The organism is Microbacterium sp. Z11_20, from assembly GCF_057197605.1.
Window position 1 is genome coordinate 489236 of sequence record NZ_JBXVOQ010000001.1, and the last position, 23978, is coordinate 513213.

The following is a 23978-nucleotide window of genomic DNA, read 5'->3' on the forward strand; positions in this document are numbered from 1 at the left end:
CACCTACGTAAAACACTACGTATTGTGCTGCGGGCGCCGCTGTCCGCGGGGCGCTACTGTCATCCCCATGGCCCGGCTGTCCGACAACGAGCTCCGTGCTCGCGGCGAGGACAGCACCCGCGACCGCACGGTGCTGCTGAATCAGGCCCTTCTGGCGGGCGTCACACTCGTGGTGAGCGTGGTCGCCCTGCTGCTGGACGAGGTGACCCAGCCCACCACCTATGTGATCGGATTCGGGATCGTCTATCTGGCTGCTGCGGCGGCGGTGCTCGTGCCCTGGAAGCGGCTGCCGTTCTGGGCCGCCGGCATCCTGCCCGTCATCGACATCATCGCGGTCGCCTTCATCCGCGACGGGGCTCCCACTGCCGGGCTGGGCCTGCTGTGGGTGTTCCCGGCGATCTGGGTCGCCGCCGTGTTCGGATTCGCCGGGGTCATCACCTCCACGATCGTGATCACGGCGCTGTTGGTGGTGCTCATCTGGCTGGATTCGGTCGGGCGCGTCTCCGCGTCGACCTTCCTCCTGCCCATGGTGCTCGCCGCCCTCGGGTGGCTGGTCGCGCTGTTCACCCGCCGCGCGGATGTGCAGCGCGAGTTGCTCGAGAAGCAGTCGGCGCATCTCCGGCGTTCGGTCGACCGGGCGCGGCGCCAGGAGGACATCGTCACCGAGGTGCTGGACGCGGTCGATTTCGGTGTGACGCGCATCACACCCTCCGGCGAACTGGTGGTGACCAACCAGGCGCATGCGGTTCTTCAAGGACGCTCGGCGTGGAGCGGCGAGGAGGTCCCCGCCTTCGCCGCCGACGGCACGCGGCGGTTGGAACCGTGGGAGGCGCCGCTGTCGCGCGCCCGCCGAGGAGAGACGTTCGAGAACGAGCTCGTCTGGTACGGGCTCCCCGGGGAGGGGCGTCGCGCGCTGATGATCACCGCCCGGCGGCTCACCGACCTGGACGGATCGCCCGCGGGATCGATCGTGGTGTCGCGCGACGTCACGAACGAGGAGCAGGCGCTGCGTGCGCGCGAAGATCTCGTGGCATCCGTCTCACATGAGCTGCGCACGCCCCTGACGTCGATCATCGGCTACCTGGAGCTGGCGCTGGACAGGCCGGGGCTTGCCGAGCAGACGCGCCGCGACCTCGAGGTCGCCGAGCGCAACGCCGGGCGCCTGCTCGAGCTCGTCGCCGACATCCTGGCCATCTCGGCCTCCTCCCGCCAGGGAGTGAAACTCCTCATCCATCCCGAGCCCGTCGATGTCTCCGTCATTCTCGCCTCCGCCGTCGAGTCCATCGCGCCGCGTGCCGCCGAGCGGCACATCACGATCGACACCACCGCCATGGGCTCGGTCGTGGCCGCCGTCGACCCCCACCGCATCCGCCAGGTCATGGACAACCTGCTCTCCAACGCCGTCAAGTACAACTACGACGGCGGCATCGTGCACGCGGGCATCAGCGGCGACGGGGTGCATGTGTGGATCACCGTGAGCGATGAGGGCCCCGGCATCTCCGCCGAGGAGCAGCCGCACCTGTTCGAGCGGTTCTTCCGGTCGGACGCCGTGCGCAACTCCACGACGCACGGCTCGGGCCTGGGCCTGGCCATCAGCCGCGATATCGCCCGGGCACACCACGGCGAGATCTTCGTGCAGACCCAGTCGGGCAAGGGCGCCACGTTCACCGTCCGGTTGCCCGTCGCGTTCGAGGAGGACGACGAATGATCATCTTGGATCCCTTCACCGTCAGTCTGGTCACGGCGCTGGTGATCGTCGTGTCGGGCGTCTTCTACCTCGTCGAAACGCTGCTGCGCAAAGAGGGCGCAGCCGGGCGGCTGTGGGCCATCGCTTTCCTGGCCGGGATCCTCAGCGTGATGAGCTACCTCGTCTGGTCCGTGGAGCCGGGAGCCTTCGTGGCCGTCGCCCTCGGCAACGGTGCTTTCGTGGCGACCGCGGGGTTCCTCTGGCTCGGCTGCCGCGCCTTCAACGGCCGCAGTCTCCGAGTGAGCGGCATCGCCCTGGCTGCCGGTGTCACGGTCGTGATCCTCTCGGCCCTGCTGGCCGGCCCCGATGGCGGCGACTGGGCCGGTGCCGTGGCGACCTTCCTCGGGAATGCCGTCTTCGCAGCGGTCGGCGCCGTGGAGACGCGGCGCGGTGCGCTGGCCACGCAGTGGAGCGCGATCGGGCTGACCGTCGTCCTCTTCATCGAGGCGGTGTGGTTCATCGTGCGCACCGCGGTGTTCCTCATCGCAGGGTCCGAGAGCGACCTGTTCCAGACCTGGTTCGGCACGATCGCGGCGTCGTTGCTCACCATCGTCCTCACCATCGCGACAGTGGTGACCACGTCCGTCCTGCGGGCAGGGGAGTCCAACCTGCGCGGGCAGCGCGACACCGTCACGCTGCACGTCGCCCACGACGGCGTGCTGCTGCCGGAGTCCTTCCGGGCTCTCACCTCCGCGATCCTGGACACCGCGCGCCTCAAGAAGGAGACGATGTGCATCATCGCCGTCGGCGTCGAGGACCTCGTGCGCATTGCGACCGCCTTCGGGCCGAGCGAGGCCGAGGCGGTCGCCGCGGCGTGGCGGAGCGGAGTGCGCCGCCACGCGCCGAGTGCCGCGATCGTCGGCGAGGCGGGCCGCACGACATTGCTGGCCGCATTCCTCACGACCTCGTTCGCGGATGTGCGTCGAACCGCGAGCATCATCCATCGCCGTGTGCTGGATGACATGGCCGAGCTCAGCCTCTCGGTGCTCCCCGTGGTGTCGGTGGGGGTCGCGCTGACCGACCAGGTGGGCTACGACTTCGACGCGCTGGCGGACGCTGCCAAGGACGCCGCGAAGCGCTCGGCCTCCAGCCACGACGCATCCGTCATCCTCGCCGAAGGATGACGGACCCGGTCACTCCTCGCCGAGGGCGGCCTGGACGCGCGCGCGGAGCTCGCGCGGGCGGAACGGCTTGGTGATGTAGTCATCCGCACCGGCCTCGCGGCCCTGGCGGGCATGGTCCTCGTCGGCGCGCGCGGTCACCATGAGAATGCGGGTGTCGCTGAAGGCCCGGATGCGTCGAGCCGTCTCGAATCCGTCGATCCCCGGCATGCTGACATCCAGCGTCGTCACGGCCGGGGCGTATTCGCGGACGAGTTCAATGCCCTCGAGGCCCGCGGAGGCGGTGTGGACGTCGAAACCGGACCCGGACAGGACGGTCGAGATCAGCGTGCGGATATCGGCGTCGTCTTCGATGATGACCGCCACGCGCGGGTTCGACATCCGTTACCTCGGTACTCCGCCGACGTCGGGGTGCGGGCGGACATCTGAGATCGTAATACACCCCTCCATCGTCAGCGCAGGGGTAAGCGGTGCGGGCGCCGCCGGGCGGAGGCGTGCCATGCTCGGGAGATGCCTTTGATCGCACTGACCGGCGGCATCGCCTCGGGCAAGTCCACGATCGCGCGGCGACTGGCCCACCACGGCGCGGTCATCGTCGACGCCGACCAGATCGTCCGCGACGTGCAGCAGCCGGGCTCACCCGTGCTCGCCCAGATCGAGCGTGCGTTCGGCGCCGAGGTCATCCGGCCGGACGGATCGTTGGACCGGCCGGCCCTCGGCGCGAGGGTGTTCGGCGACGCCGAGAGTCTGGCCGTGCTCAACCACATCGTCCACCCGGCCGTGCGCGCCGAATCCGAGCGGCGTTTCGCGGATGCGATGACCGCCGACCCGCGCGCGGTGGTCGTGTACGACGTCCCGCTCCTGGCCGAGGCGCGGGCGGCCGATCCGTGGGACGTCGTCGTCGTGGCGCATGCGCCGGCCGAGACCCGGGTGCGGCGGCTCGTGGCCGAGCGCGGTATGAGCGAGGCCGACGCGCGCGCGCGGATCGCGTCGCAGGTGCCGGACGAGGAGCGGCTCGCGCTCGCGGACGAGGTCATCGACACGTCCGGATCGCTCGAAGAGACCCTCCGCCAGGCCGACCAGCTGTGGGAGCGCCTCACCGGCTGACGCGGCATCCGCGGTCGGCGAACGCTCGCCCTCGGCGTCGGACGGTCGGCCTACGCTGGAAACATGCAGGCCACCCGATCCGTCCGTCCGTTCGAGGTCGTCAGCGAGTACCAGCCGTCCGGCGACCAGCCGCAGGCCATCGCGGAGCTGGCGGCGAGGATCAACGCGGGAGAGACCGACGTGGTGCTGCTGGGCGCCACCGGAACCGGGAAGTCGGCCACGACGGCCTGGCTGGTCGAGCAGGTCCAGCGCCCCACGCTCGTGCTCGCGCACAACAAGACCCTCGCGGCGCAGTTGGCGAACGAGTTCCGTGAGCTGATGCCGAACAACGCCGTCGAGTACTTCGTGTCGTACTACGACTACTACCAGCCCGAGGCGTACGTCCCGCAGACCGACACCTTCATCGAGAAGGACTCCTCGGTCAACGCCGAGGTGGAGCGGCTGCGGCACTCCACGACCAACTCGCTCCTGTCACGCCGCGACGTCATCGTGGTCTCCACCGTCTCGTGCATCTACGGACTCGGGTCGCCCGAGGAGTACCTGCGCGCCATGGTCGCGCTGCAGGTGGGGGAGCGTTACGACCGCGACACCCTCATCCGCAAGTTCATCGCGATGCAGTACAACCGCAACGACGTGGACTTCTCCCGCGGCAACTTCCGCGTGCGCGGCGACACGATCGAGATCATCCCGGTGTACGAGGAGTTCGCGATCCGCATCGAGATGTTCGGTGACGAGATCGAAGCCCTCTACATGCTGCACCCGCTCACCGGCGACGTGCTGCAGCGGATGGAGGCCATCCCGATCTTCCCCGCGACGCACTACGCGGCCGGCACCGACACCGTCAAGCGCGCCATCGGCACGATCGAGCACGAGCTGGCCGAGCGGCTGAAGGAGCTCGAGTCGCAGGGGAAGCTCCTGGAAGCCCAGCGCCTGCGCATGCGGACCACCTTCGACCTCGAGATGCTGCAGCAGCTGGGCTTCTGCTCGGGCATCGAGAACTACTCCCGCCACCTCGACGGCCGCGGTCCGGGCGACCCGCCGCACACGCTCCTGGACTTCTTCCCCGACGACTTCCTCATGGTCATCGACGAGTCGCACGTCACGGTGCCGCAGATCGGGGCGATGTACGAGGGCGACGCCTCGCGCAAGCGCACGCTCGTCGAGCACGGCTTCCGGCTCCCCAGCGCCATGGACAACCGGCCGTTGCGATGGGACGAGTTCAAGAACCGCGTGGGGCAGACGGTGTACCTCTCGGCCACACCGGGACGCTACGAGATGGGCATCGCCGACGGCGTCGTCGAGCAGATCATCCGTCCGACCGGGCTCGTCGACCCGCAGATCATCGTGAAGCCCTCGAAGGGACAGATCGACGACCTGCTGGAGCAGATCCGGGTGCGGGCGAGCCGCGACGAGCGCGTGCTGGTGACGACGCTGACGAAGAAGATGGCCGAGGAGCTCACCGACTTCCTCGGCGAGCACGGGGTGCGGGTGCGGTACCTGCACTCCGACGTCGACACGCTCCGCCGCGTCGAGCTCCTCACCGAGCTGCGTGCGGGTGTCTACGACGTCCTCGTCGGCATCAACCTCCTCCGCGAAGGCCTGGACCTGCCGGAGGTCTCGCTCGTCGCCATCCTCGACGCCGACAAGGAGGGGTTCCTGCGCAGCGGCACGTCGCTCATCCAGACCATCGGGCGCGCGGCGCGCAACGTGTCGGGTGAGGTGCACATGTACGCCGACAGGATCACCGACTCGATGGCCAAGGCGATCGAAGAGACCGATCGTCGCCGTGAGAAGCAGGTGGCGTACAACCTCGAGCACGGCATCGACCCGCAGCCGCTGAGGAAGAAGATCGCCGACATCACCGACGTGCTCGCCCGTGAGGCGAGCGACACCAAGCAGCTGCTCTCGCGTCGCGATGCGGCGGCGTCGAAGAACGGCAAGGGCAAGTCGCCCACGCCGCAGCTGCGCCGCACGGGCATCGCGGCGGAGGGCGCCGAGCAGCTGGAGGCGACCATCGCCGACCTGAGCGATCAGATGCTCGCCGCCGCCGCGGAGCTGAAGTTCGAACTGGCCGGGCGTCTGCGCGACGAGGTGCAGGACCTCAAGAAGGAGCTGCGAGCCATGGAGCGCGCCGGACACGCCTGACCCGCTCGCCGTTAACCGCCGCGGTACACGGGGAGCGGGTCAGGGGCAGTGCATGAGGGGCTTCGGGCCGGTGCGGTCGAAGGTGTGCGCCGACATGGCCTTCCCGCACAGCGGGCATGCCCGCTCGGAGCGCTCGGGTTCGGGAGTGGTCTCGTAGGGTCCGACCGAAGCCGGCCCCGCGATGCGGATGAGCCGGGTGTTCAGGTAGGTGTACCACCCGCCGGCTTCACGGACGCGCTCGCGCAGCGGACGGCGTCCCGCATCTTTTCGTGCCATGCTCCCCAGTGTTGGCGCTCGACACGCTGCGTGCAACGTGGGCCGCCGCCCGCCGGAGCGGGATGCGCTCGTCGCGAACCTGAAGCCGGTGTCAGAACCCCCGCCTAAACTTGACGGGTGCCCATCGTTCCTGCCGTCCTGCCCGGAAACACCAGCGGAAAGCTCAGTGTTCGCGGTGCGCGCGTCCACAATCTGAAGGATGTCGACCTCGACATCCCCCGCGATGCTCTCGTGGTCTTCACCGGCTTGTCCGGATCGGGGAAGTCGAGCCTGGCGTTCGACACCATCTTCGCCGAGGGCCAGCGACGCTACGTCGAGTCGCTGAGCGCGTACGCCCGGCAATTCCTCGGCCAGGTCGACCGGCCCGACGTCGACTTCATCGAGGGCCTCAGCCCGGCGGTCTCGATCGACCAGAAGTCGACCAACCGCAACCCGCGCTCGACCGTGGGCACGATCACCGAGATCCACGACTACATGCGTCTGCTGTGGGCGCGGATCGGAGTCCCGCACTGTCCCGAGTGCGGTGCGCAGATCCAGCGTCAGACGGTGCAGCAGATCGCCGACCAGCTCATGGAGCTGCCCGAGCGCACGCGCTTCCAGATCGTCGCGCCGGTCGTGACGCAGAAGAAGGGCGAGTTCGTCGATCTCTTCAAGGAGCTCAGCGCCAAGGGGTACGCGCGCGCCGTCGTCGACGGCGAACTCGTCCAGCTGGCCGAGCCGCCGGCGCTGAAGAAGAGCTACAAGCACGACATCGCCGTGGTCGTCGACCGTCTCGTCGCCGCCCCCGACATCCTGGGACGCGTCACCGACTCGGTCGAGACGGCACTGGGCCTTGCCGGCGGCATCATGCAGGTGAACTTCGTCGACGAGGAGGGGGATGCTGCGTGGCAGTCCTTCTCGGAGAAGCTCTCCTGCCCCAACGGGCACGCGATCCAGCTCACCGAGATCGAGCCGCGGACATTCTCGTTCAACGCCCCGTTCGGCGCGTGCCCGACCTGCTCGGGCCTGGGCACCCGCATGTCGGTGGACGTCGAGCTGATGCTGGGTGACGAAGAACTCTCCATCCGCGATGGGGTCATCATCCCGTGGACGACGCAGGGCAAGGGGCTGTTCCAGTACTACGAGCGGCTCCTCGAGGGGCTCGCGCGCGACCTGAAGTTCTCCCTCGACACGCCGTGGAAGAAGCTGCCCGTGGCGGTCAAAGAGGCCGTGCTGCGTGGTGAGAACTACAACGTCACCGTGAAGTGGAAGAACCGCTACGGCCGCGAGATGCGGTACACGTCCGGCTTCGAGGGTGTGGTTCCCTACATCGAGCGCCAGTATCTGCAAGCCGAGTCCGACACGCAGCGTCAGCGCTGGTCGGAGTTCCTCCGCGAAGTGCCGTGCCCGGCGTGCAACGGCGACCGCCTGAAGCCCGAGGTGCTCGCGGTGCACGTCCACGGCCACTCCATCGCGGATGCGTCGCGCCTGAGCCTCGCCGAGGCGCAGGAGTACTTCGCGCAGCTCGAACTGACCGACCGCGAGGCGCACATCGCCGCGGCGGTCCTCCGGGAGATCCGCGCGCGGCTGGACTTCCTCATCCAGGTCGGTCTCAACTATCTGAGCCTCGGCCGCGCCGCCGCGACGCTCTCCGGCGGCGAAGCCCAGCGCATCCGGCTCGCCACGCAGATCGGGTCGGGACTCACCGGAGTCCTGTACGTCCTGGACGAGCCCTCGATCGGGCTGCACCAGCGCGACAACCGCCGCCTCATCGAGACGCTCATCAAGCTCCGCGACCTCGGCAACACCCTCATCGTGGTCGAGCACGACGAGGAGACCATCCACGCCGCCGACTGGGTCGTCGACATCGGCCCCCGCGCGGGCGTGGACGGCGGCAACGTCGTGCACTCCGGACCGCTGTCCGGGCTGCTGACGGATGAGCGGTCGCTGACCGGCGCCTACCTGTCGGGCCGCCGCGCCATCGCCACGCCGCCCAAGCGCCGACGGATCGACAAGAAGCGCCAGATCACGGTCGTGGGGGCGCGCGAGAACAACCTGAAGAACGTCACCGTCGACTTCCCCCTGGGCGTCCTCACCGCCGTGACCGGGGTGAGCGGCTCGGGCAAGTCGTCGCTGGTCAACGGCATCCTCTACGAAGTCCTCGCCTCACGCCTGAACGGAGCGCGCCGCGTCCCCGGCAAGCACACCCGTGTGACGGGCCTCGACAACCTCGACAAGGTCGTGCACGTGGACCAGGCGCCCATCGGCCGCACGCCGCGATCGAACCCGGCGACCTATACGGGGGTCTTCGACCGCATCCGGACGCTCTTCAGCGATACCCCCGAAGCGAAGGTGCGCGGCTACCAGGCCGGCCGGTTCAGCTTCAACGTCAAGGGCGGGCGCTGCGAGGCGTGCTCCGGCGACGGCACGATCAAGATCGAGATGAACTTCCTCCCCGACGTGTACGTCGACTGCGAGGTGTGCCACGGCAAGCGGTACAACCGCGACACGCTCGCCGTGCACTACAAGGGCAAGAACATCGCCGAGGTGCTGGAGATGCCGATCTCCGAGGCCGCCGACTTCTTCGAGCCGATCCAGGCCATCCACCGCTACCTGAAGACCCTCGTGGACGTGGGCCTCGGGTATGTCCGGCTGGGCCAGTCGGCCACGACGCTGTCCGGCGGCGAGGCGCAGCGCGTGAAGCTCGCCACCGAGCTCCAGCGCCGCAGCAACGGCCGTTCGATCTACGTGCTCGACGAGCCGACCACCGGTCTGCACTTCGAAGACGTCTCGCTGCTCCTGCACGTGCTGAACGGTCTCGTGGAAAAAGGCAACACGGTCATCGTCATCGAGCACAACCTCGACGTCATCAAATCGGCGGACTGGGTCATCGACCTCGGACCCGAGGGCGGCTCCGGAGGCGGCACGATCGTCGCGACCGGCACGCCCGAGCAGGTCGCGCGCGTCGAGGCCAGCTACACCGGCGTGTTCCTCGCCGAAGTGCTGGCGGGTCGTTCGCTCGCCGAGCCCATCCGCAGACGCGAGCCGGAGCTCGAGCGCAAGGCGGGCTGAGCGTGGCATCCCGAGAACGGATGTCGCAGCTTCCCTACCGCCCGAAGCCCGGCGAGATCCCCACCAACCCCGGCGTCTACCGGTTCCGCGACGCCGATGGTCGCGTGCTCTACGTCGGGAAGGCCAAGAACCTCCGCGCGCGGCTGTCCAACTACTTCGCACCCCTCAGGTCGCTCCACGAGCGGACGCGGCGCATGGTGACGACCGCCGCATCCGTGGAGTGGACGGTCGTGGCCAGCGACGTCGACTCGCTGCAGCTGGAGTACATGTGGATCAAGGAATTCGATCCGCCCTTCAACGTCCGCTATCGCGACGACAAGTCGTACCCGTTCATGGCGATCACGCTCGCCGACGAGGCGCCCCGGGTGATCGTGACCCGCAACCGGCGCATCCCCGGGGCCAAGTACTTCGGCCCGTATCCCAAGGTCTGGGCCGTGCACGACACGATCGACCTGATGATCAAGGTCTTCCCGATCCGCACGTGCAGTGACGCGTCGTACAAGAAGGCGATGCAGAGCGGGCGTCCGTGCTTCCCCGGACAGATCGGACGCTGCGGCGGGCCCTGCTCGATGAAGGTCACGATCGAGGAGCACCGCGCGATCGTCGACGACTTCGTCGCGTTCATGGCCGGCGGCGACCAGCGTTTCCGCAAGACCCTCACCGCGCGGATGCGGGAGGCCTCGGCCGCGATGGACTACGAGTCGGCCGCCGTCTACCGAGACAAGCTGCAAGCCATCGACGCGGTACTGAACAAGAGCGCGCTCGTGCTCGCGCCCGACACCGACGCCGACCTGTTCGGCATCGCGGAGGACGAACTCGCCGCCGCGGTGCAGCACTTCGTCATCCGCGGCGGACGCGTGCGCGGTGTCCGCGCGACGACGATCGAGAAGGAGATCGACATCTCCGGCGCCGAACTGGTCGACCAGGTGCTGCAGCGCACCTACGGCGATGCCGCCGCCGGGGACATCCCGCGGCAGGTGCTCGTCCCCTCGCTTCCCGACGACGCCGCCGAGCTCGAAGACTGGATGCGCGAACGCCGCGGCAAGAACGTCACGATCCAGGTCGCCCAGCGCGGGCGCAAGGCCGAGCTGATGAAGACGGCCACACTCAACGCCCAGCAGGCGCTGATGCTGCACAAGACCCGGCGGACGAGCGACTACGTCGCCCGCACCCAGGCGCTGTCCGACCTGCAGGAGGCTCTCGACCTCGCCGAGGCACCGCTGCGCATCGAGTGCTACGACGTGTCGCACCTGTCGGGCACGAACGTCGTGGCATCGATGGTGGTCTTCGAAGACGGCCTGCCGCGCAAAGACCAGTACCGCTCGTTCGGGGTGCCCGAGACCACCGACGACACCGATTCGCTGTACCAGGTCCTCACCCGGCGCCTGGCCTACCTCGACCGCCCCGAGTCCCAGGGCGGAGACGAGCCGGACGCTTCCGCGGGCGCGCGCGGCGCCGTCGTCGTCGATCCGGGGGCGGACATCGTCACAGACCCCGAGGCGGAGGTCGTGACGGCCCGCAAGCGTCCGCGCTTCGCCTACCCGCCGCAGCTGCTGGTGGTCGACGGCGGGAAGCCGCAGGTGGAGGCCGCCGCCCGCGCCCTCGCCGACTCCGGCCACGAGGAGATCGCCCTGTGCGGCATCGCCAAGCGCCTCGAGGAGGTGTGGCTGCCGGGGGAGGACTTCCCCGTCATCCTGCCGCGCACGAGCGAGGCGCTGTACCTGCTGCAGCGCCTCCGCGACGAGGCCCACCGGTTCGCGATCACCCATCAGCGCAAGCGTCGCAAGCGCGACATCTCCAGCGTGCTTGCCGAGGTGCCGGGGCTCGGCGACGCGCGTATCAAGGCGCTCCTGAGGCATTTCGGGTCGGTGACGGCGCTGCGCGAAGCCACACCAGAGGAGATCACCCAGCTGCCGGGGATCGGGCCGAAGCTCGCGGAGTCGATTCACACGCACCTGGCTCGATAGGCTGGGGTCACGGGGGTGGTCATGACCGATCAAGCACACCGCGATCGCGGCGAAGTGCTGATCGTCACCGGCATGTCCGGTGCCGGCCGCACCACCGTCGCCAACGCCCTGGAAGATCTCGACTGGTACGTCGTCGACAACCTTCCGCCCCAGATGCTGCGGCCGCTGCTGGAGCTGACCGAACTCGCCGGCGGCGCCGTTCCCCGCGTCGCCGTCGTGGTCGACGTGCGCGGCCGCGAACTCTTCGCCGATCTGCCCGACGTCATGGAGGCGATCCGTGCCGGCCGCCAGGTGCGCCTGGTGTTCCTGGATGCTGCCGACGACGTGCTCGTCCGACGCTTCGAGGCGGTGCGGCGACCGCATCCGCTGCAGGGCGAGGGCACGATCCTGGACGGCATCCGTCGTGAGCGCGAGCAGCTCGCGGGCGTCCGGGAGTCGGCCGACGTGCTCATCGACACCTCGGCCACCAACATCCACCAGCTCACGACCCGGGCCGTCGAGCTCTTCAGCGAGCAGGGCGCCGCCCGGCACACGGTGACGCTCATGAGCTTCGGGTTCAAGTACGGGCTCCCCACCGACGTGGACATGGTCGCCGACATGCGGTTCCTGCCGAACCCGTACTGGAAGGACGACCTGCGCGCCCTCAGCGGCGAGGACGCCCCGGTGCGTGACGAGGTACTCGCCCAGCCCGGCGCCCAGGAGTTCCTCGACGCCTACGCCGCAGCCCTCCGCCCGGTGCTGGAGGGATACCAGCGGGAGAACAAGCGGCATTCGGTCGTCGCGATCGGGTGCACCGGGGGACGCCATCGCTCCGTCGTGATGGCGCGCGAACTGGCCGAGCGGCTGCGGTCGACCCCCGGCGTCGCCGTCCGGGTCGCGCATCGCGATCTCGGCCGCGAATAAGCCCGGTCGTCTGAGACGCGAGGCCGCGAGTAGGCTGTAACGTCGTCCCCCACCCGCCGTCCCGAGGAGAATTGTGCCGCTGACCGCCGACGCGAAGGCCGAGCTGACCACCGTCCGCGACCCGCGGCCGACGGCACGAATCGCCGAGCTGACGGCTCTGCTGCGCTTCTCCGGGGGGCTGCACTCCATCGCGAACCGCGTTGCCGTCGAGGCGGAGCTCGACTCCGAGCAACTCGCCCGTCGCGTCGCGCGCGACCTCATGGAGCTGTACGGCGTGCGCCCCGAACTCGTGCACGTGCAGGGATCGGGTGGACGCGCCGGCGGCCACTATGCGGTGCGCGTCATCGAGGCGGGGGAGACCCTCGCGCGTCAGACGGGACTGCTCGACCAGCGTCGCCGTCCCGTCCGCGGCCTTCCCAACAAGCTCACGACCGGATCGAGAGGTGACCTCGCGGCCGTGTGGCGCGGCGCGTTCCTCGCCGCCGGCTCACTCAGCGAGCCCGGCCGATCGGCGTCGCTGGAGATCGCGTGTCCCTCGCCCGAGGCCGCCATGGCCCTCGTCGGCGCTGCCCATCGCATCGGCGTACCGGCGAAGGCGCGCGAGGTGCGCGGCGTGCCGCGCGTGGTCGTCCGCGACGGCGAGGCGATCCGGACGACCCTGGCCGAGATGGGTGCGCGGCGGACGGCTGCCGAGTGGGACCAGCTGCGGCAGCGCCGCGAGGTGCGCGCGGGAGTGAACCGGCTGGTGAACTTCGACGACGCCAACCTCCGCCGCTCGGCTCAGGCCGCCGTCGCCGCGTGTGCGCGCGTGGAGAGGGCCATGGAGATCCTCGGCGACGAGGTGCCCGAGCACCTCCGCGAGGCCGGCGAACTCCGTCTCGCGCACCGCGACGCGAGCCTGGACGAACTCGGCCACCACGCCGACCCCCCGCTGACGAAGGATGCGGTGGCCGGTCGCATCCGCCGCCTTCTGGCCATGGCCGACAAGAAGGCCGAGGTTCTGGGGCTCCCCGACACCGAGTCGGCCGTCCCCGCCGGCGCCGAGGACTGAGCTCCGCCGATAGCGCGCGCCACGTGGGGAAGCAACCCGGGTGCGCGCGTGTTGCCGCTCAGTAGGATGAACACGTCATCCTCGCTGCGCCGAGGTATCGGCGCGCGCCGAACGGAAGAAGAGAACATTGGCGAAGTATTCGTTGCCCGACCTCCCTTATGACTACGCCGCGCTGGAGCCGCACATCAGTGCGACGATCATGCAGCTGCATCACGACAAGCACCACCAGACGTACGTGACCGGGGCCAACACCGCCCTCGAGCAGCTCGCGGAGGCCCGCGAGACCGGCAACCTCGCGAACGTCAACAAGCTGACCAAGGACCTCTCCTTCAACCTCGGCGGCCACGTCAACCACTCGATCTTCTGGACCAACCTGTCTCCGGACGGTGGCGACAAGCCCACCGGTGACCTCGCGGCCGCGATCGACGACGCGTTCGGATCGTTCGACAAGTTCCAGGCGCACTTCACCGCTGCCGCCCTGGGCGTGCAGGGTTCGGGCTGGGCGGGTCTGTTCTGGGACTCGATCGGGGAGAACCTCGTCATCCAGCAGATCTTCGACCAGCAGGGCCAGATCGCCGCCGCGACGGTCCCGCTCCTCCTCCTGGATGTGTGGGAGCACGCGTACTACCTCGACTACAAGAACGTGCGAGCCGACTACGTCAAGGCGTTCTGGAACGTCGCGAACTGGGCGAACGCGCAGGAGCGCTTCGCCACCGCCCGCCAGAAGACGGCGGGTCTGCTGGTACTGTCGTAAGCGACGGTGGCGTCCCGGCGGGACCCCCGCCGGGACGCCCGTCGTCCCCTGGAAAACCCTCATCAGAGCGCAAAAGCGCACCAACATTCAGGAGTGACTCCGTGACCGTCAAGATCGGGATCAACGGCTTCGGCCGGATCGGACGCAACTACTTCCGCGCGGCGCTCGCACAGGGTGCCGACCTCGAAATCGTCGCGGTCAACGACCTCACCGACAACAAGACCCTGGCGCACCTGCTGAAGTACGACTCGGTGACCGGTCGCCTCGACGCCGACGTGTCGTTCGACGAGAACTCCATCACCGTCAACGGCAAGTCGTTCCGCGTCTTCGAGGAGCGCGACCCCGCCAACCTCCCGTGGGGCGAGCTCGGCGTCGACATCGTGATCGAATCGACCGGCCGTTTCACCAAGGCGGAGCTGGCGCGCAAGCACATCGACGCCGGTGCCAAGAAGGTCCTCATCTCCGCCCCCGCCACCGGCGAGGACGGCACGTTCGTCATGGGCGTGAATGAGGAGACCTACGACCCCGCCACGATGCACATCATCTCCAACGCCTCGTGCACCACGAACTGCCTCGCGCCGCTGGCCAAGGTCTTCAACGACGCCTTCGGCATCGAGCGGGGCCTCATGACCACGGTGCACGCGTACACGGCCGACCAGAACCTGCAGGACGGCCCGCACAGCGACCTGCGCCGCGCGCGTGCCGCCGCCATCAACATCGTCCCCACCTCCACGGGTGCCGCGAAGGCCCTCGGCCTCGTGCTGCCCGAGCTCCAGGGCAAGCTGGACGGCTTCGCGCTGCGCGTACCCGTTCCCACCGGCTCGATCACCGACCTGACCGTCGTCGCCTCGCGACCGGTCACCGTCGAAGAGGTCAAGGAGGCCTACAAGGCCGCCGCCGCCGGTCCGCTGAAGGGCATCCTCAAGTACACCGAGGACGAGATCGTCTCCAGCGACATCGTCACCGACCCGCACTCGGCCATCTTCGATGCGGGCCTGCTGCGCGTCCTCGGCAACGAGGTCAAGCTCTCCGCCTGGTACGACAACGAGTGGGGCTACTCCAGCCGCCTGGTCGACCTGACCGAATACGTCGCCGAGCGCCTGTAAGGCCGGATCATGGCTCTGCGCACCCTCGCCTCTCTGGGGTCGCTCGCAGGCAAGCGCGTCATCGTCCGTTGTGACCTGAACGTTCCCCTCGGGGACGGGGTCATCACGGACGACGGCCGCGTGCGTGCGTCGCTGCCCACGCTCAATGCCCTCATCAACGCCGGCGCGCGCGTCGTGGTGTGCTCGCACCTCGGCCGTCCCCAGGGGGCTCCCGAGGCGAAGTACAGCCTCGCGCCCGTCGCCCAGCGTCTGTCCGAGCTGCTCGGCAAGCCGGTCGCGTTCGCACGTGACACGGTGGGCGAGTCCGCCCACGAGGCAGTGGAGGCCCTCGAGGACGGCGACATCGCGGTCCTCGAGAACCTGCGGTTCAACCCGGGCGAGACCGCGAAGGACGACGCCGAGCGCCGCGCCTTCGCCGCGCAACTCGCCGAACTCGGTGACGCGCTCGTCTCGGACGGCTTCGGGGTGGTGCACCGAAAGCAGGCGAGCGTCTACGACCTCGCCGAGATCCTGCCGTCGGCGGCGGGCCTGCTGATCGAGGCGGAGCTCGACGTCCTGGACCGCCTCACCGAGCGCCCCGAGCGTCCGTACACGGTCGTCCTGGGTGGGTCGAAGGTGAGCGACAAGCTGGGCGTCATCGCACACCTGCTGCCGCGTGTGGACCGCCTCCTCATCGGCGGCGGGATGATGTTCACCTTCCTCGCCGCGCAGGGGTACTCGGTCGGCGCGAGCCTGCTGGAGAAGGACCAGATCGACACCGTGAAGAAGTACCTCACGGATGCCGCGGAGCGCGGGGTGGACATCGTCCTCCCCGTGGACGCGGTGGTCGCGGCATCCTTCTCGGCCGATGCGGAGCACGTCGTCACCGATGCCACCGCGCTCGAGGACACCGCCTTCGGTGCGGCAGGCCTCGGCCTGGACATCGGCCCGAAGACCGCGGAGACCTTCGCCGCCGCGGTGCGGGAAAGCCGCACCGTGTTCTGGAACGGCCCCATGGGCGTGTTCGAGATGGCGCCGTTCGCGGCCGGCACGCGTGCCGTCGCGCAGGCGCTCACGGAGGTCGACGGCCTCAGCGTGGTCGGCGGCGGTGACTCCGCCGCGGCGGTCCGCCGGCTCGGATTCAGCGATGACCAGTTCGGTCACATCTCCACCGGCGGCGGAGCCAGCCTGGAGTTCCTCGAAGGCAAGAAGCTCCCCGGACTGGAGGTCCTCGGATGGTCATAACCACCCGCACCCCGTTCATCGCCGGCAACTGGAAGATGAACCTCGACCACCTGCAGGCTGTCGCATTCGTGCAGAAGCTGCACTGGACGCTCAAGGAGGCCAAGCACGACAACGGCAGCGTGGAGGTCGCGGTCTTCCCGCCCTACACCGACCTCCGCACGGTGCAGACCCTCGTGGACGCCGACAAGATCCCGTTCGGCCTCGGCGCCCAGGACCTGTCGACGCAGGACTCCGGCGCCTACACGGGCGAGATCTCCGGGCAGTTCCTCGCGAAGCTCGACGTGCGGTACGTCATCGTCGGCCATTCCGAGCGGCGTCAGTACCACGCCGAGAGCGATGAGATCGTCGGCCAGAAGGTGCAGGCCGCGCTCCGCCACGGCATCGTCCCGGTCATCTGCGTCGGTGAGACCTCCGAAGATCTGGAGACCTTCGGCGCGAGCGCCGTTCCGGTGGGCCAGCTGCAGGTAGCACTGGAGGGTGTGCCGGCGGAAGCGGACATCGTCGTGGCCTATGAGCCGGTGTGGGCGATCGGATCCGGGCAGGCGGCGACGCCCGACCAGGCGCAGGACGTGTGCGCGAAGCTGCGGCAGGTCGTCGCCGACAAGCTCGGCGCGGATGCAGCGGCACGCACCCGCGTCCTTTATGGCGGGTCGGTCAAGTCGGGCAACATCGCGAGCTTCATGCGCGAGCCCGACGTGGACGGCGCCCTGGTGGGCGGGGCGAGCCTCGTCGTCGACGAGTTCGCCGCCATCGTCCGCTACCAGAAGCACGTCGGCGTCTAGCCCTCCTTCGAGCGCGGGTGGCCACGGCCCGTATACTTGACCCTTGTGCGGCCGGGGAGGGTCGCCACGAAAGGCTATCCACAGTGCAGATCATCGAGTTCGTCCTGCAGGTTCTGCTGGGCATCACCAGCCTCCTGCTGACCCTGCTGATCCTGCTCCACAAGGGGCGTGGTGGCGGGCTCTCCGACATGTTCGGCGGCGGTATGACCTCCGCGCTGGGCTCGTCGGGGCTGGCCGAGCGCAACCTCAACCGGTTCACCATCATCCTGGCGCTCGCGTGGTTCGTTTCCATCGTGTCGCTGGGGCTCATCACCAAGTTCCAGGGACTCTGACACATGGCGACAGGCGGCAACGCGATCCGGGGCACGCGCGTAGGCGCGGGCCCGATGGGCGAACAGGACCACGGCTACCACGCCGACCGCGTGGCGGTGTCCTACTGGGACGCGCTCGGAAACGAGACGGTGCGCTACTTCGCCGCCGGCATCCCCGAGGACGAGATCCCCGAGACCATCGACTCCCCGCACTCCGGCCTTCCGGCCGGACGCGATCAGGAGAACCCGCCCGCGCTGGCGAAGAACGAGCCGTACAAGACGCACCTGGCGTACGTGAAGGAGCGTCGCACCGAGGAAGAGGCCGAAGCCCTCCTCGACGACGCCCTGCAGTCGCTGCGCGAGCGCCGCGGCCAATAGGCCCGCGCCGCCCGCGCGTCAGTATTCGCGGTCGATGAGCTGCGGCGGAACCTGGGCCGCGGCTGCTTCGTCCACGAAGAGGATGGTGCGCTTGCGGCCTTTCGCGCCGGCGGCCGGCACGCTGACGTAGCTGGCACCGGCAAGTGCGAGTCCGAGCGCCGATGCCTTGTCCGGTCCTGCCAGCACCATCCACACCCGCTTGGACGAGTTGATCACCGGGCGGGTGAGCGAGATGCGCTCGGGCGGCGGCTTCGGTGAGTCGCGGACGGGCACGGTCGCCCGATCGGTGACCTGGATCTCGGGGCGGTCGGGGAACAGCGACGCGATATGCCCGTCGGGTCCCACACCCAGGAAGCAGATGTCGAAGGTCGGCCAAGGGCCCGTCTCGGTGCGGTCCGACGGCGCGAACTGAGCCAGCTCGTCGGCGTACGCCCCGGCCGCGGCGTCGAGGTCCAGGGTCTCATCGCTGGAGGCCATCGGGTGGATGTTCGCGGCGGGGATGTCGAGCGCATCCAGGAACGCGTCGCGTGCCTGCTTCTCGTTGCGGTCGTCCGAATCGCGCGGAACCCAGCGTTCGTCACCCCACCAGAAGTGCACGTTCGACCAGTCGATGCGCGCCGTGCGGCGGTCCTCGGCCGCGGCGCGGAGGACGCCGCCGCCCATCGATCCGCCGGTGAGGCAGATGTGGAGGGTCTTGCCGTTGTCGACCTGCTTCTTCACGCGGTCGATCAGGCGGCGGGCGACCGACGCCGCGAGCGAGCCCGCATCGTCGCTGATCACGACGCGTTTTTCCGTGCCCGAGTCAGCCACGGTCGCTCCTGTCGGTGCGGGCCAGGAGCTCCAGGCCCTCGGTGATGACCCGACCGTACAGCTCATCGGGATCCAGGCGCCTCAGCTCCTCGGCGAGGCACTCGCGCAGCGTCCGGCGCGGGAAGGCCAGCTCGTGCACGGGCTGGCCCGGCTGGGTGAGGATGGCCACGCCGGGGGTGGGCCGCTCCAGGAGGGTGTCGCCGCTCGATCGGGTCAGCCGCACGCTCTTGATGCCGCTGGCCCACTCGTCGGTGGGCAGGTAGGCCGAATCCACCGGGACGCCCAGCTTCAGGCGCAACCACGCGGCCAGCAGCACCGTCGACGGCGAGTCGGCTGCACCGCGCACCTCGACGGCGGTGACCGGCTCGTAGGGCGGCTGGTCGAGAACGGCGGCCAGCTGCTCGCGCCAGCGCGTCAGACGCGTCCACGCGAAGTCGGTGTCACCGGGGGAGTAGTGGCTGCCGAGACCGTCCACCCACGCCGCGGGGTCGGGCTGGTTCGACGCGTCGGTGATACGGCGCTGGGCGATATGCCCCACCTCCGAGTGCGCCGGCGAGTCCGGCGGATCGGCGGGCCACCACGCCACCACCGGGGCATCCGGCAGCAGCAGGCCCGTGACCAGACTCTCGGCGTTGGACCCGGCTTCGCCGAAGACGCGCAGCACGACCACTTCGCTGGCGCCGGCGTCGCCGCCGACACGGATCTCCGCGTTCAGCCGCGGTGTGTCGTCCTCGTCATTGATCAGCAGCACGATGACGCGCATGGGATGCTCCCGCGACGCGTCGTTCGCGGCCTCGATGGCCGCTTCCTCTGCGCCGTGGTGCGTCACGATGATGAGGGTCAGCACGCGCCCCAGGGCGACCGCGCCGCCTTCTTCGCGCACGTTGACGAGCGCCTTGGAGATCTTGCTGACTGTGGTGTCGGGCAGGTCGATGATCACGGGCGCCTCCAGCTGCGGCCGTCGCGGGCGAGGAGTTCGTCGGCGGATGCCGGACCCCACGACCCAGGGGAGTACTGCTCGAGTGCGCCGCCCTGCTCCGCCCAGAAGCGCTCGATCGGATCGAGGATCTTCCAGCTCAGCTCGACCTCCTCGTGCCGCGGGAACAGCGGCGGGTCGCCCAGGAGCACATCGAGGATGAGACGTTCGTACGCCTCGGGGCTCGCCTCGGTGAAGGCGTGCCCGTAGCCGAAGTCCATCGTCACGTCGCGCACCTGCGTGCCGTCGCCGGGGACCTTCGAGCCGAACCGGATCGTGACACCCTCATCGGGCTGCACCCGGATGACGAGCGCGTTCTGGCCGAGTTCTTCGGTCTGGCTGCGGCTGAACAGCAGCTGCGGCGCGCGCTTGAAGACGACGGCCACCTCGGTGACCCGCCGGCCCAGTCGCTTGCCCGTGCGCAGGTAGAACGGCACACCCGACCAGCGGCGGGTGTTGACCTCGAGCTTGATGGCGGCGTACGTCTCCGTCGTCGAGGCGGGGTCCATGCCGTCCTCGTGGAGGAAGCCGGTGACCTGCTCCCCGCCCTGCCATCCGCCGGCGTACTGGCCGCGGGCGGTCGCGAGGAAGAGGTCTTCGGGAAGGCGGACAGCGGCGAGAACCTTCTCCTTCTCGGCGCGGAGGTTCTTCGCGTCGAAGCTGATGGGCTCTTCCATCGCGGTGAGCGCCATCAGCTGCAGCAGGTGGTTCTGGATGACGTCGCGCGCGGCGCCGATACCGTCGTAGTAGCCGGCCCGCCCCCCGACCCCGATGTCCTCGGCCATCGTGATCTGCACGTGATCGACGTAGTTGCGGTTCCAGATCGGCTCGTACAGCTCGTTCGCGAAGCGCAGCGCCAGGATGTTCTGGACCGTCTCCTTGCCGAGGTAGTGGTCGATGCGGAAGATCGAGTCGGCCGGGAACGCCGTCTCCAGCGCCGCGTTGAGCTCGCGCGCGGAGGCCAGGTCGTGCCCGAACGGCTTCTCGATGACGACGCGGCGCCAGCCCGTCTCGTCGTCGGCGTTATCGCCGACGAGTCCGGACGCCTTCAGCTGCTGAGCGACGACGGGGAAGGCCTTCGGCGGGATCGAGAGGTAATAGGCGTGGTTGCCGAGCGTGCCCCGTTCGACGTCGAGCGTCTCGACCGTCTCCCGCAGGCGACGGAAGGCCTCAGGGTCGTCGAACTCGCCCGGCACGAAGCGGATGCCTTCGAGGAGCTCCTTCCACGTCTCGTCGCGGAACTCGGTGCGCGCGTACTGCTTGACCGCGTCGTGGACGACCTGAGCGAAGTCCTGGTCCTCCCAGTCGCGGCGGGCGAACCCGACGAGGGCGAAGCCGGGGGGAAGGAGGCCACGGTTGGCGAGGTCGTACACCGCCGGCATGAGCTTCTTGCGCGCCAAGTCTCCGGTGACCCCGAAGATCACCAAGGCGCTGGGTCCGGCGATGCGGCTGAGACGCCGGTCATCCGGGTCTCGGAGCGGGTTGTGTCCCCGCGAGATCTCTACGGTCATTCCTCGCCTTACTGAGCAGCTTCGAAGAGCGAGAGCACTTCGACCTGCGGATCGGTCAATGTCACAGTCACGACCGGGCGTTCGTGGCCTTCGGCCAAGACGGTCGCGTCACCGGCGGCCTGCGCCTGGATCAGTGATCCGAACGTGAAAGGGCGCCCAGGAATTTCCAGGTCGACCTCCGACTGCTCGATGATCTGCAGGAAGACCCCCGTCGCGGGGCCGCCCTTGTGGTACTGCCCGGTGGAGTGGAGGAACCGGGGACCCCAGCCGAAGGTGGTCGGACGGCCCGAGTCGGCGGCGACGAGTTCGCGCAGCCCCTGCAGCTGGGGGAGCGCCAGCCGGTTCACGTAGGCCTGGATGGCCACGTAGCCGTCGGCCGGGATGCTCGCCCATAACGCATCCAGCACGCCGGCCAGCGTCCCGGCTGCGCCGAGCGCGGGGTGGCTGACCCGGACTTCGACGCCGTCGGTCGTGAAGGCGGGAGCGGACGGGGCGGGGCTGGCATCCAGCAAGGCGCGCGCGGCGTCCTTGGCGGATTCGACATCGGGCTGGTCGAAGGGGTTGATCCCCAGCATCCGCCCGGCGATCGCGGTGGCGTACTCCCACACGATGAACTGGGCGCCGAGCGAGCCGCTCACGAGGATCTCATCGAAGTGGCTCTCGAAGAGGCGGAAGTGCTCGGCATCGTCGACGAAGCGGACGATCTGCAGGTCGGCGGGCGGTTCCTCCACCTCCGGGGAGACGGGGAGCAGCACCACGGGGAGGATCCCGGTGCCGCTCTTACCCGTCGACTCGGCGACGAGCTGCTCGATCCAGTCCGGAAGTCCGCGGATGTGGGTGCCGTCGGAGACGAGACCCAGTTTGTCGCGGCGAGGGTCTCCGCCCGCGATTGCAGCAGCCAGAACGAGCGCCGGGTTGTCCGGGCCGTCGATGGCCACCTCCAGGAGCGTCGCCTCGGCCTCGTCGAGCAGCTCGGCGATGTCGACGCCGGCCAGGCCCGCCGGCACCAGTCCGAAGGCCGTCAGAGCCGAGTAGCGTCCGCCCACCTCGGGGTCGGCGGCGAAGACCCGGTAGCCGTCGGCGCGGGCGGACTCCTCCAGCGGGGAGCCGGGGTCGGTGACGACGATGATGCGCGACGCCGGGTCGATGCCGAGATCACCGAAAGCGGCTTCGAACGCGCGCTTGACGGAATCCGTCTCGATGGTCGAGCCCGATTTCGACGAGACGACGAGCACGGTGCGCTCGAGTCCCCCCGCCTCGGGATCGCCGTCGATCGCAGCGAGCACCTGGCCGGGGGAGGTGGAGTCGAGGATCACCAGCGGCACACCCGCGGTCTGGGCGATGACCTCGGGAGCCAAGGATGACCCGCCCATACCCGTCAGGACGACGCGAGTCAGGCCCTGCGCCACGAGCTCAGCCCGGAGGGCTTCGATCTCCGGCACGAGGGGGCGCGAGTTCGACACGGCCTGCACCCATCCCAGGCGACGGGACGCCTCCGGTTCGGCGGCCGCGCCCCACAGGGTCGCATCGCCGGCGGTGATGCCGGAGGCGACGAGGGATGCCGCCAACCCAGGAACGATCGTGTCCACGAGCTCTTTGGGACGCCCGGAGACATGGATCTCGAAGCTCACGAAGCGGCCTCCGCGGTGCCGGCCTCCAGCGCCTTCGAGACGGTTTCCTGCAGCTCGTGCCACGAGGCGATGAACTTCTCCACGCCCTCGTCCTCGAGCACTTGAGTGATGTCGGCGAAGTCGACGCCCGCGTCGGCGAGATTCGCGAAGACCTCCCGCGCCGCGTCGTAGCTGCCGGTCACCGTGTCGCCCTCGATCACGCCGTGGTCGAAGGTCGCCTCGAGCGTCTTCTCCGGCATCGTGTTCACGACGCCGCGCGCTACCAGTTCGGTCACGTAGAGCGTGTCGGGGAGATCCGGGTTCTTCACGCCGGTCGACGCCCACAGCGGGCGCTGCACGGTGGCGCCTGCCTCCAGGAGCGCGGTGGCGCGCGGCTCGGCGAACTTCTGCTCGTACAGCTCGTACGCCAGACGCGCGTTGGCGAGTCCTGCCTGGCCCTTGAGCGCGGTGGCCTCGGCGGTGCCGACGGCGTCGAGCCGGTTGTCCACCTCGGTGTCGACGCGGGAGACGAAGAACGAGGCGACCGATTGCAGCGTGGTGATGTCGTGGCCCGCGGCCTGGGCCATCTCCACCCCGGTGAGGTACGCGTCGATGACCTCGGCGTAACGCTCCAGGCTGAAGATCAGCGTGACGTTGACGGAGATCCCCGCGCCGATCACCTCGGTGATGGCGGGAAGGCCGGCCTTGGTGGCGGGGATCTTGATCAGCACGTTCGGGCGGTCGACGGCTGCGGCGAGCTCTTTCGCCTGGGCGATGGTGGCCTCGGTGTCGTGCGCCAGCTCAGGGGAGACCTCGATCGACACGCGCCCGTCGACACCGCCGGTCTGGGCGAACACCGGTGCGAAGACATCGGAGGCCGCGCGGACGTCGTCCGTGGTGATCTCGAAGATCGCGTCGTCGACGGAGGCGTTCTTGGCCGCGAGCTGACGCACCTGAGCCTCGTACGCCTCGCCCTGGGAGAGGGCGCCGGCGAAGATGGTCGGGTTCGTGGTGACCCCGCTCACGTTGCGCGTGGCGATGAGGTCGGCCAGGTTGCCGGTGAGGATGCGCTGGCGCGACAGGTCGTCGAGCCAGATGCTCACGCCCTCGGCGACGAGGCGGGCGGTGGGGGTGCTCATGACAGTTCT

Annotated in this window: 21 protein-coding genes; 14 read left to right on the forward strand and 7 right to left on the reverse strand. The window is 69.2% G+C overall.

The features are described 5' to 3' along the window. Positions 1 to 67 precede the first annotated feature (67 nt). Positions 68 to 1708 (forward strand): sensor histidine kinase, encoded by a 1641-nt coding sequence (locus tag AC2DFQ_RS02370; RefSeq protein WP_484509437.1) that lies wholly within the window; start codon positions 68 to 70, stop codon positions 1706 to 1708. Next, positions 1705 to 2871 carry a hypothetical protein gene (locus tag AC2DFQ_RS02375; protein WP_484509436.1) on the forward strand — a complete coding sequence of 389 codons (1167 nt, stop codon included), beginning with the start codon at positions 1705 to 1707 and terminating at the stop codon, positions 2869 to 2871. Before AC2DFQ_RS02370 ends, AC2DFQ_RS02375 begins: the two co-directional genes overlap by 4 nt. A gap of 9 nt (positions 2872 to 2880) precedes the next feature. Here AC2DFQ_RS02375 and AC2DFQ_RS02380 read toward each other — a convergent pair whose 3' ends face one another. Further along, complete coding sequence (locus AC2DFQ_RS02380; protein ID WP_484509435.1) at positions 2881 to 3249, reverse strand: response regulator transcription factor; 369 nt, start codon at positions 3247 to 3249, stop codon at positions 2881 to 2883. Between the two features lie 129 nt (positions 3250 to 3378). Here AC2DFQ_RS02380 and coaE point away from each other — a divergent pair, with 129 nt between their 5' ends. Beyond that, the gene (coaE, locus tag AC2DFQ_RS02385) at positions 3379 to 3975 is read left to right on the forward strand and encodes a dephospho-CoA kinase (protein ID WP_484532834.1); all 597 of its coding nucleotides are present in this window, start codon (positions 3379 to 3381) and stop codon (positions 3973 to 3975) included. Between the two features lie 63 nt (positions 3976 to 4038). After that, positions 4039 to 6120: an excinuclease ABC subunit UvrB gene (gene uvrB, locus AC2DFQ_RS02390; RefSeq protein ID WP_484509433.1), complete on the forward strand. Its 2082-nt coding sequence runs from the start codon at positions 4039 to 4041 to the stop codon at positions 6118 to 6120. Between the two features lie 39 nt (positions 6121 to 6159). Here the strand turns inward: uvrB and AC2DFQ_RS02395 are convergent, their stop codons facing one another. Further along, the gene (locus tag AC2DFQ_RS02395; protein ID WP_484509432.1) at positions 6160 to 6396 is read right to left on the reverse strand and encodes a hypothetical protein; all 237 of its coding nucleotides are present in this window, start codon (positions 6394 to 6396) and stop codon (positions 6160 to 6162) included. A 117-nt stretch (positions 6397 to 6513) separates the two neighbouring features. Here AC2DFQ_RS02395 and uvrA point away from each other — a divergent pair, with 117 nt between their 5' ends. From uvrA to AC2DFQ_RS02445, 10 genes are all read left to right on the forward strand, one after another. Continuing rightward, entirely contained in the window at positions 6514 to 9447 is a 2934-nt protein-coding gene (gene uvrA / locus AC2DFQ_RS02400; protein WP_484509431.1) for an excinuclease ABC subunit UvrA, read from the forward strand. A 20-nt stretch (positions 9448 to 9467) separates the two neighbouring features. After that, entirely contained in the window at positions 9468 to 11414 is a 1947-nt protein-coding gene (gene uvrC, locus AC2DFQ_RS02405) for an excinuclease ABC subunit UvrC (protein WP_484533124.1), read from the forward strand. Between the two features lie 21 nt (positions 11415 to 11435). Next, positions 11436 to 12317, forward strand: coding sequence for an RNase adapter RapZ (rapZ, locus tag AC2DFQ_RS02410; protein WP_484509430.1), 882 nt, complete (start codon positions 11436 to 11438; stop codon positions 12315 to 12317). Between the two features lie 73 nt (positions 12318 to 12390). Next, positions 12391 to 13368, forward strand: a complete 978-nt coding sequence (gene whiA / locus AC2DFQ_RS02415) for a DNA-binding protein WhiA (protein ID WP_484509429.1) — start codon at positions 12391 to 12393, stop codon at positions 13366 to 13368. Between the two features lie 127 nt (positions 13369 to 13495). After that, positions 13496 to 14122: a superoxide dismutase gene (locus tag AC2DFQ_RS02420; protein ID WP_484509428.1), complete on the forward strand. Its 627-nt coding sequence runs from the start codon at positions 13496 to 13498 to the stop codon at positions 14120 to 14122. A 101-nt stretch (positions 14123 to 14223) separates the two neighbouring features. Then, on the forward strand, positions 14224 to 15228 hold the full coding sequence (gap, locus tag AC2DFQ_RS02425; protein ID WP_484532835.1) for a type I glyceraldehyde-3-phosphate dehydrogenase: 1005 nt from the start codon (positions 14224 to 14226) through the stop codon (positions 15226 to 15228). Positions 15229 to 15237: 9 nt separating this feature from the next. After that, positions 15238 to 16452, forward strand: coding sequence for a phosphoglycerate kinase (locus AC2DFQ_RS02430; protein ID WP_484509426.1), 1215 nt, complete (start codon positions 15238 to 15240; stop codon positions 16450 to 16452). Next, positions 16443 to 17234 carry a triose-phosphate isomerase gene (gene tpiA, locus AC2DFQ_RS02435; RefSeq protein WP_484509425.1) on the forward strand — a complete coding sequence of 264 codons (792 nt, stop codon included), beginning with the start codon at positions 16443 to 16445 and terminating at the stop codon, positions 17232 to 17234. Before AC2DFQ_RS02430 ends, tpiA begins: the two co-directional genes overlap by 10 nt. Before the next feature lie 83 nt (positions 17235 to 17317). Further along, positions 17318 to 17566: a preprotein translocase subunit SecG gene (gene secG, locus AC2DFQ_RS02440; RefSeq protein ID WP_484509424.1), complete on the forward strand. Its 249-nt coding sequence runs from the start codon at positions 17318 to 17320 to the stop codon at positions 17564 to 17566. Between the two features lie 3 nt (positions 17567 to 17569). Continuing rightward, positions 17570 to 17923, forward strand: coding sequence for an RNA polymerase-binding protein RbpA (locus AC2DFQ_RS02445; RefSeq protein ID WP_484509423.1), 354 nt, complete (start codon positions 17570 to 17572; stop codon positions 17921 to 17923). An 18-nt stretch (positions 17924 to 17941) separates the two neighbouring features. Here the strand turns inward: AC2DFQ_RS02445 and pgl are convergent, their stop codons facing one another. From pgl to tal, 5 genes are read right to left on the reverse strand one after another with little or no spacing between them, the layout of a single operon-like run. Continuing rightward, the gene (pgl, locus tag AC2DFQ_RS02450; protein ID WP_484532836.1) at positions 17942 to 18733 is read right to left on the reverse strand and encodes a 6-phosphogluconolactonase; all 792 of its coding nucleotides are present in this window, start codon (positions 18731 to 18733) and stop codon (positions 17942 to 17944) included. Continuing rightward, a complete protein-coding gene (locus AC2DFQ_RS02455) occupies positions 18726 to 19673 on the reverse strand; it encodes a glucose-6-phosphate dehydrogenase assembly protein OpcA (protein ID WP_484509421.1) in 948 nt (315 codons plus the stop codon). The genes pgl and AC2DFQ_RS02455 overlap by 8 nt, the downstream gene beginning before the upstream one ends. Further along, positions 19670 to 21220: a glucose-6-phosphate dehydrogenase gene (zwf, locus tag AC2DFQ_RS02460; RefSeq protein ID WP_484532837.1), complete on the reverse strand. Its 1551-nt coding sequence runs from the start codon at positions 21218 to 21220 to the stop codon at positions 19670 to 19672. The genes AC2DFQ_RS02455 and zwf overlap by 4 nt, the downstream gene beginning before the upstream one ends. Before the next feature lie 8 nt (positions 21221 to 21228). Continuing rightward, positions 21229 to 22851, reverse strand: coding sequence for a glucose-6-phosphate isomerase (locus tag AC2DFQ_RS02465; protein WP_484532838.1), 1623 nt, complete (start codon positions 22849 to 22851; stop codon positions 21229 to 21231). Beyond that, positions 22848 to 23969, reverse strand: a complete 1122-nt coding sequence (gene tal, locus AC2DFQ_RS02470) for a transaldolase (protein ID WP_484532839.1) — start codon at positions 23967 to 23969, stop codon at positions 22848 to 22850. Before tal ends, AC2DFQ_RS02465 begins: the two co-directional genes overlap by 4 nt. Between the last annotated feature and the right edge of the window lie 9 nt (positions 23970 to 23978).

Bases quoted from the DNA above. Each gene is read 5' to 3' on its own strand.
- AC2DFQ_RS02370 (WP_484509437.1), top strand. From the start codon at position 68: ATGGCCCGGCTGTCCGACAACGAGCTCCGTGCTCGCGGCGAGGACAGC.
- AC2DFQ_RS02375 (WP_484509436.1), top strand. From the start codon at position 1,705: ATGATCATCTTGGATCCCTTCACCGTCAGTCTGGTCACGGCGCTGGTG.
- AC2DFQ_RS02380 (WP_484509435.1), bottom strand. From the start codon at position 3,249: ATGTCGAACCCGCGCGTGGCGGTCATCATCGAAGACGACGCCGATATC.
- coaE (WP_484532834.1), top strand. From the start codon at position 3,379: ATGCCTTTGATCGCACTGACCGGCGGCATCGCCTCGGGCAAGTCCACG.
- uvrB (WP_484509433.1), top strand. From the start codon at position 4,039: ATGCAGGCCACCCGATCCGTCCGTCCGTTCGAGGTCGTCAGCGAGTAC.
- AC2DFQ_RS02395 (WP_484509432.1), bottom strand. From the start codon at position 6,396: ATGGCACGAAAAGATGCGGGACGCCGTCCGCTGCGCGAGCGCGTCCGT.
- uvrC (WP_484533124.1), top strand. From the start codon at position 9,468: ATGTCGCAGCTTCCCTACCGCCCGAAGCCCGGCGAGATCCCCACCAAC.
- rapZ (WP_484509430.1), top strand. From the start codon at position 11,436: ATGACCGATCAAGCACACCGCGATCGCGGCGAAGTGCTGATCGTCACC.
- AC2DFQ_RS02430 (WP_484509426.1), top strand. From the start codon at position 15,238: ATGGCTCTGCGCACCCTCGCCTCTCTGGGGTCGCTCGCAGGCAAGCGC.
- tpiA (WP_484509425.1), top strand. From the start codon at position 16,443: ATGGTCATAACCACCCGCACCCCGTTCATCGCCGGCAACTGGAAGATG.
- AC2DFQ_RS02445 (WP_484509423.1), top strand. From the start codon at position 17,570: ATGGCGACAGGCGGCAACGCGATCCGGGGCACGCGCGTAGGCGCGGGC.
- zwf (WP_484532837.1), bottom strand. From the start codon at position 21,220: ATGACCGTAGAGATCTCGCGGGGACACAACCCGCTCCGAGACCCGGAT.
- tal (WP_484532839.1), bottom strand. From the start codon at position 23,969: ATGAGCACCCCCACCGCCCGCCTCGTCGCCGAGGGCGTGAGCATCTGG.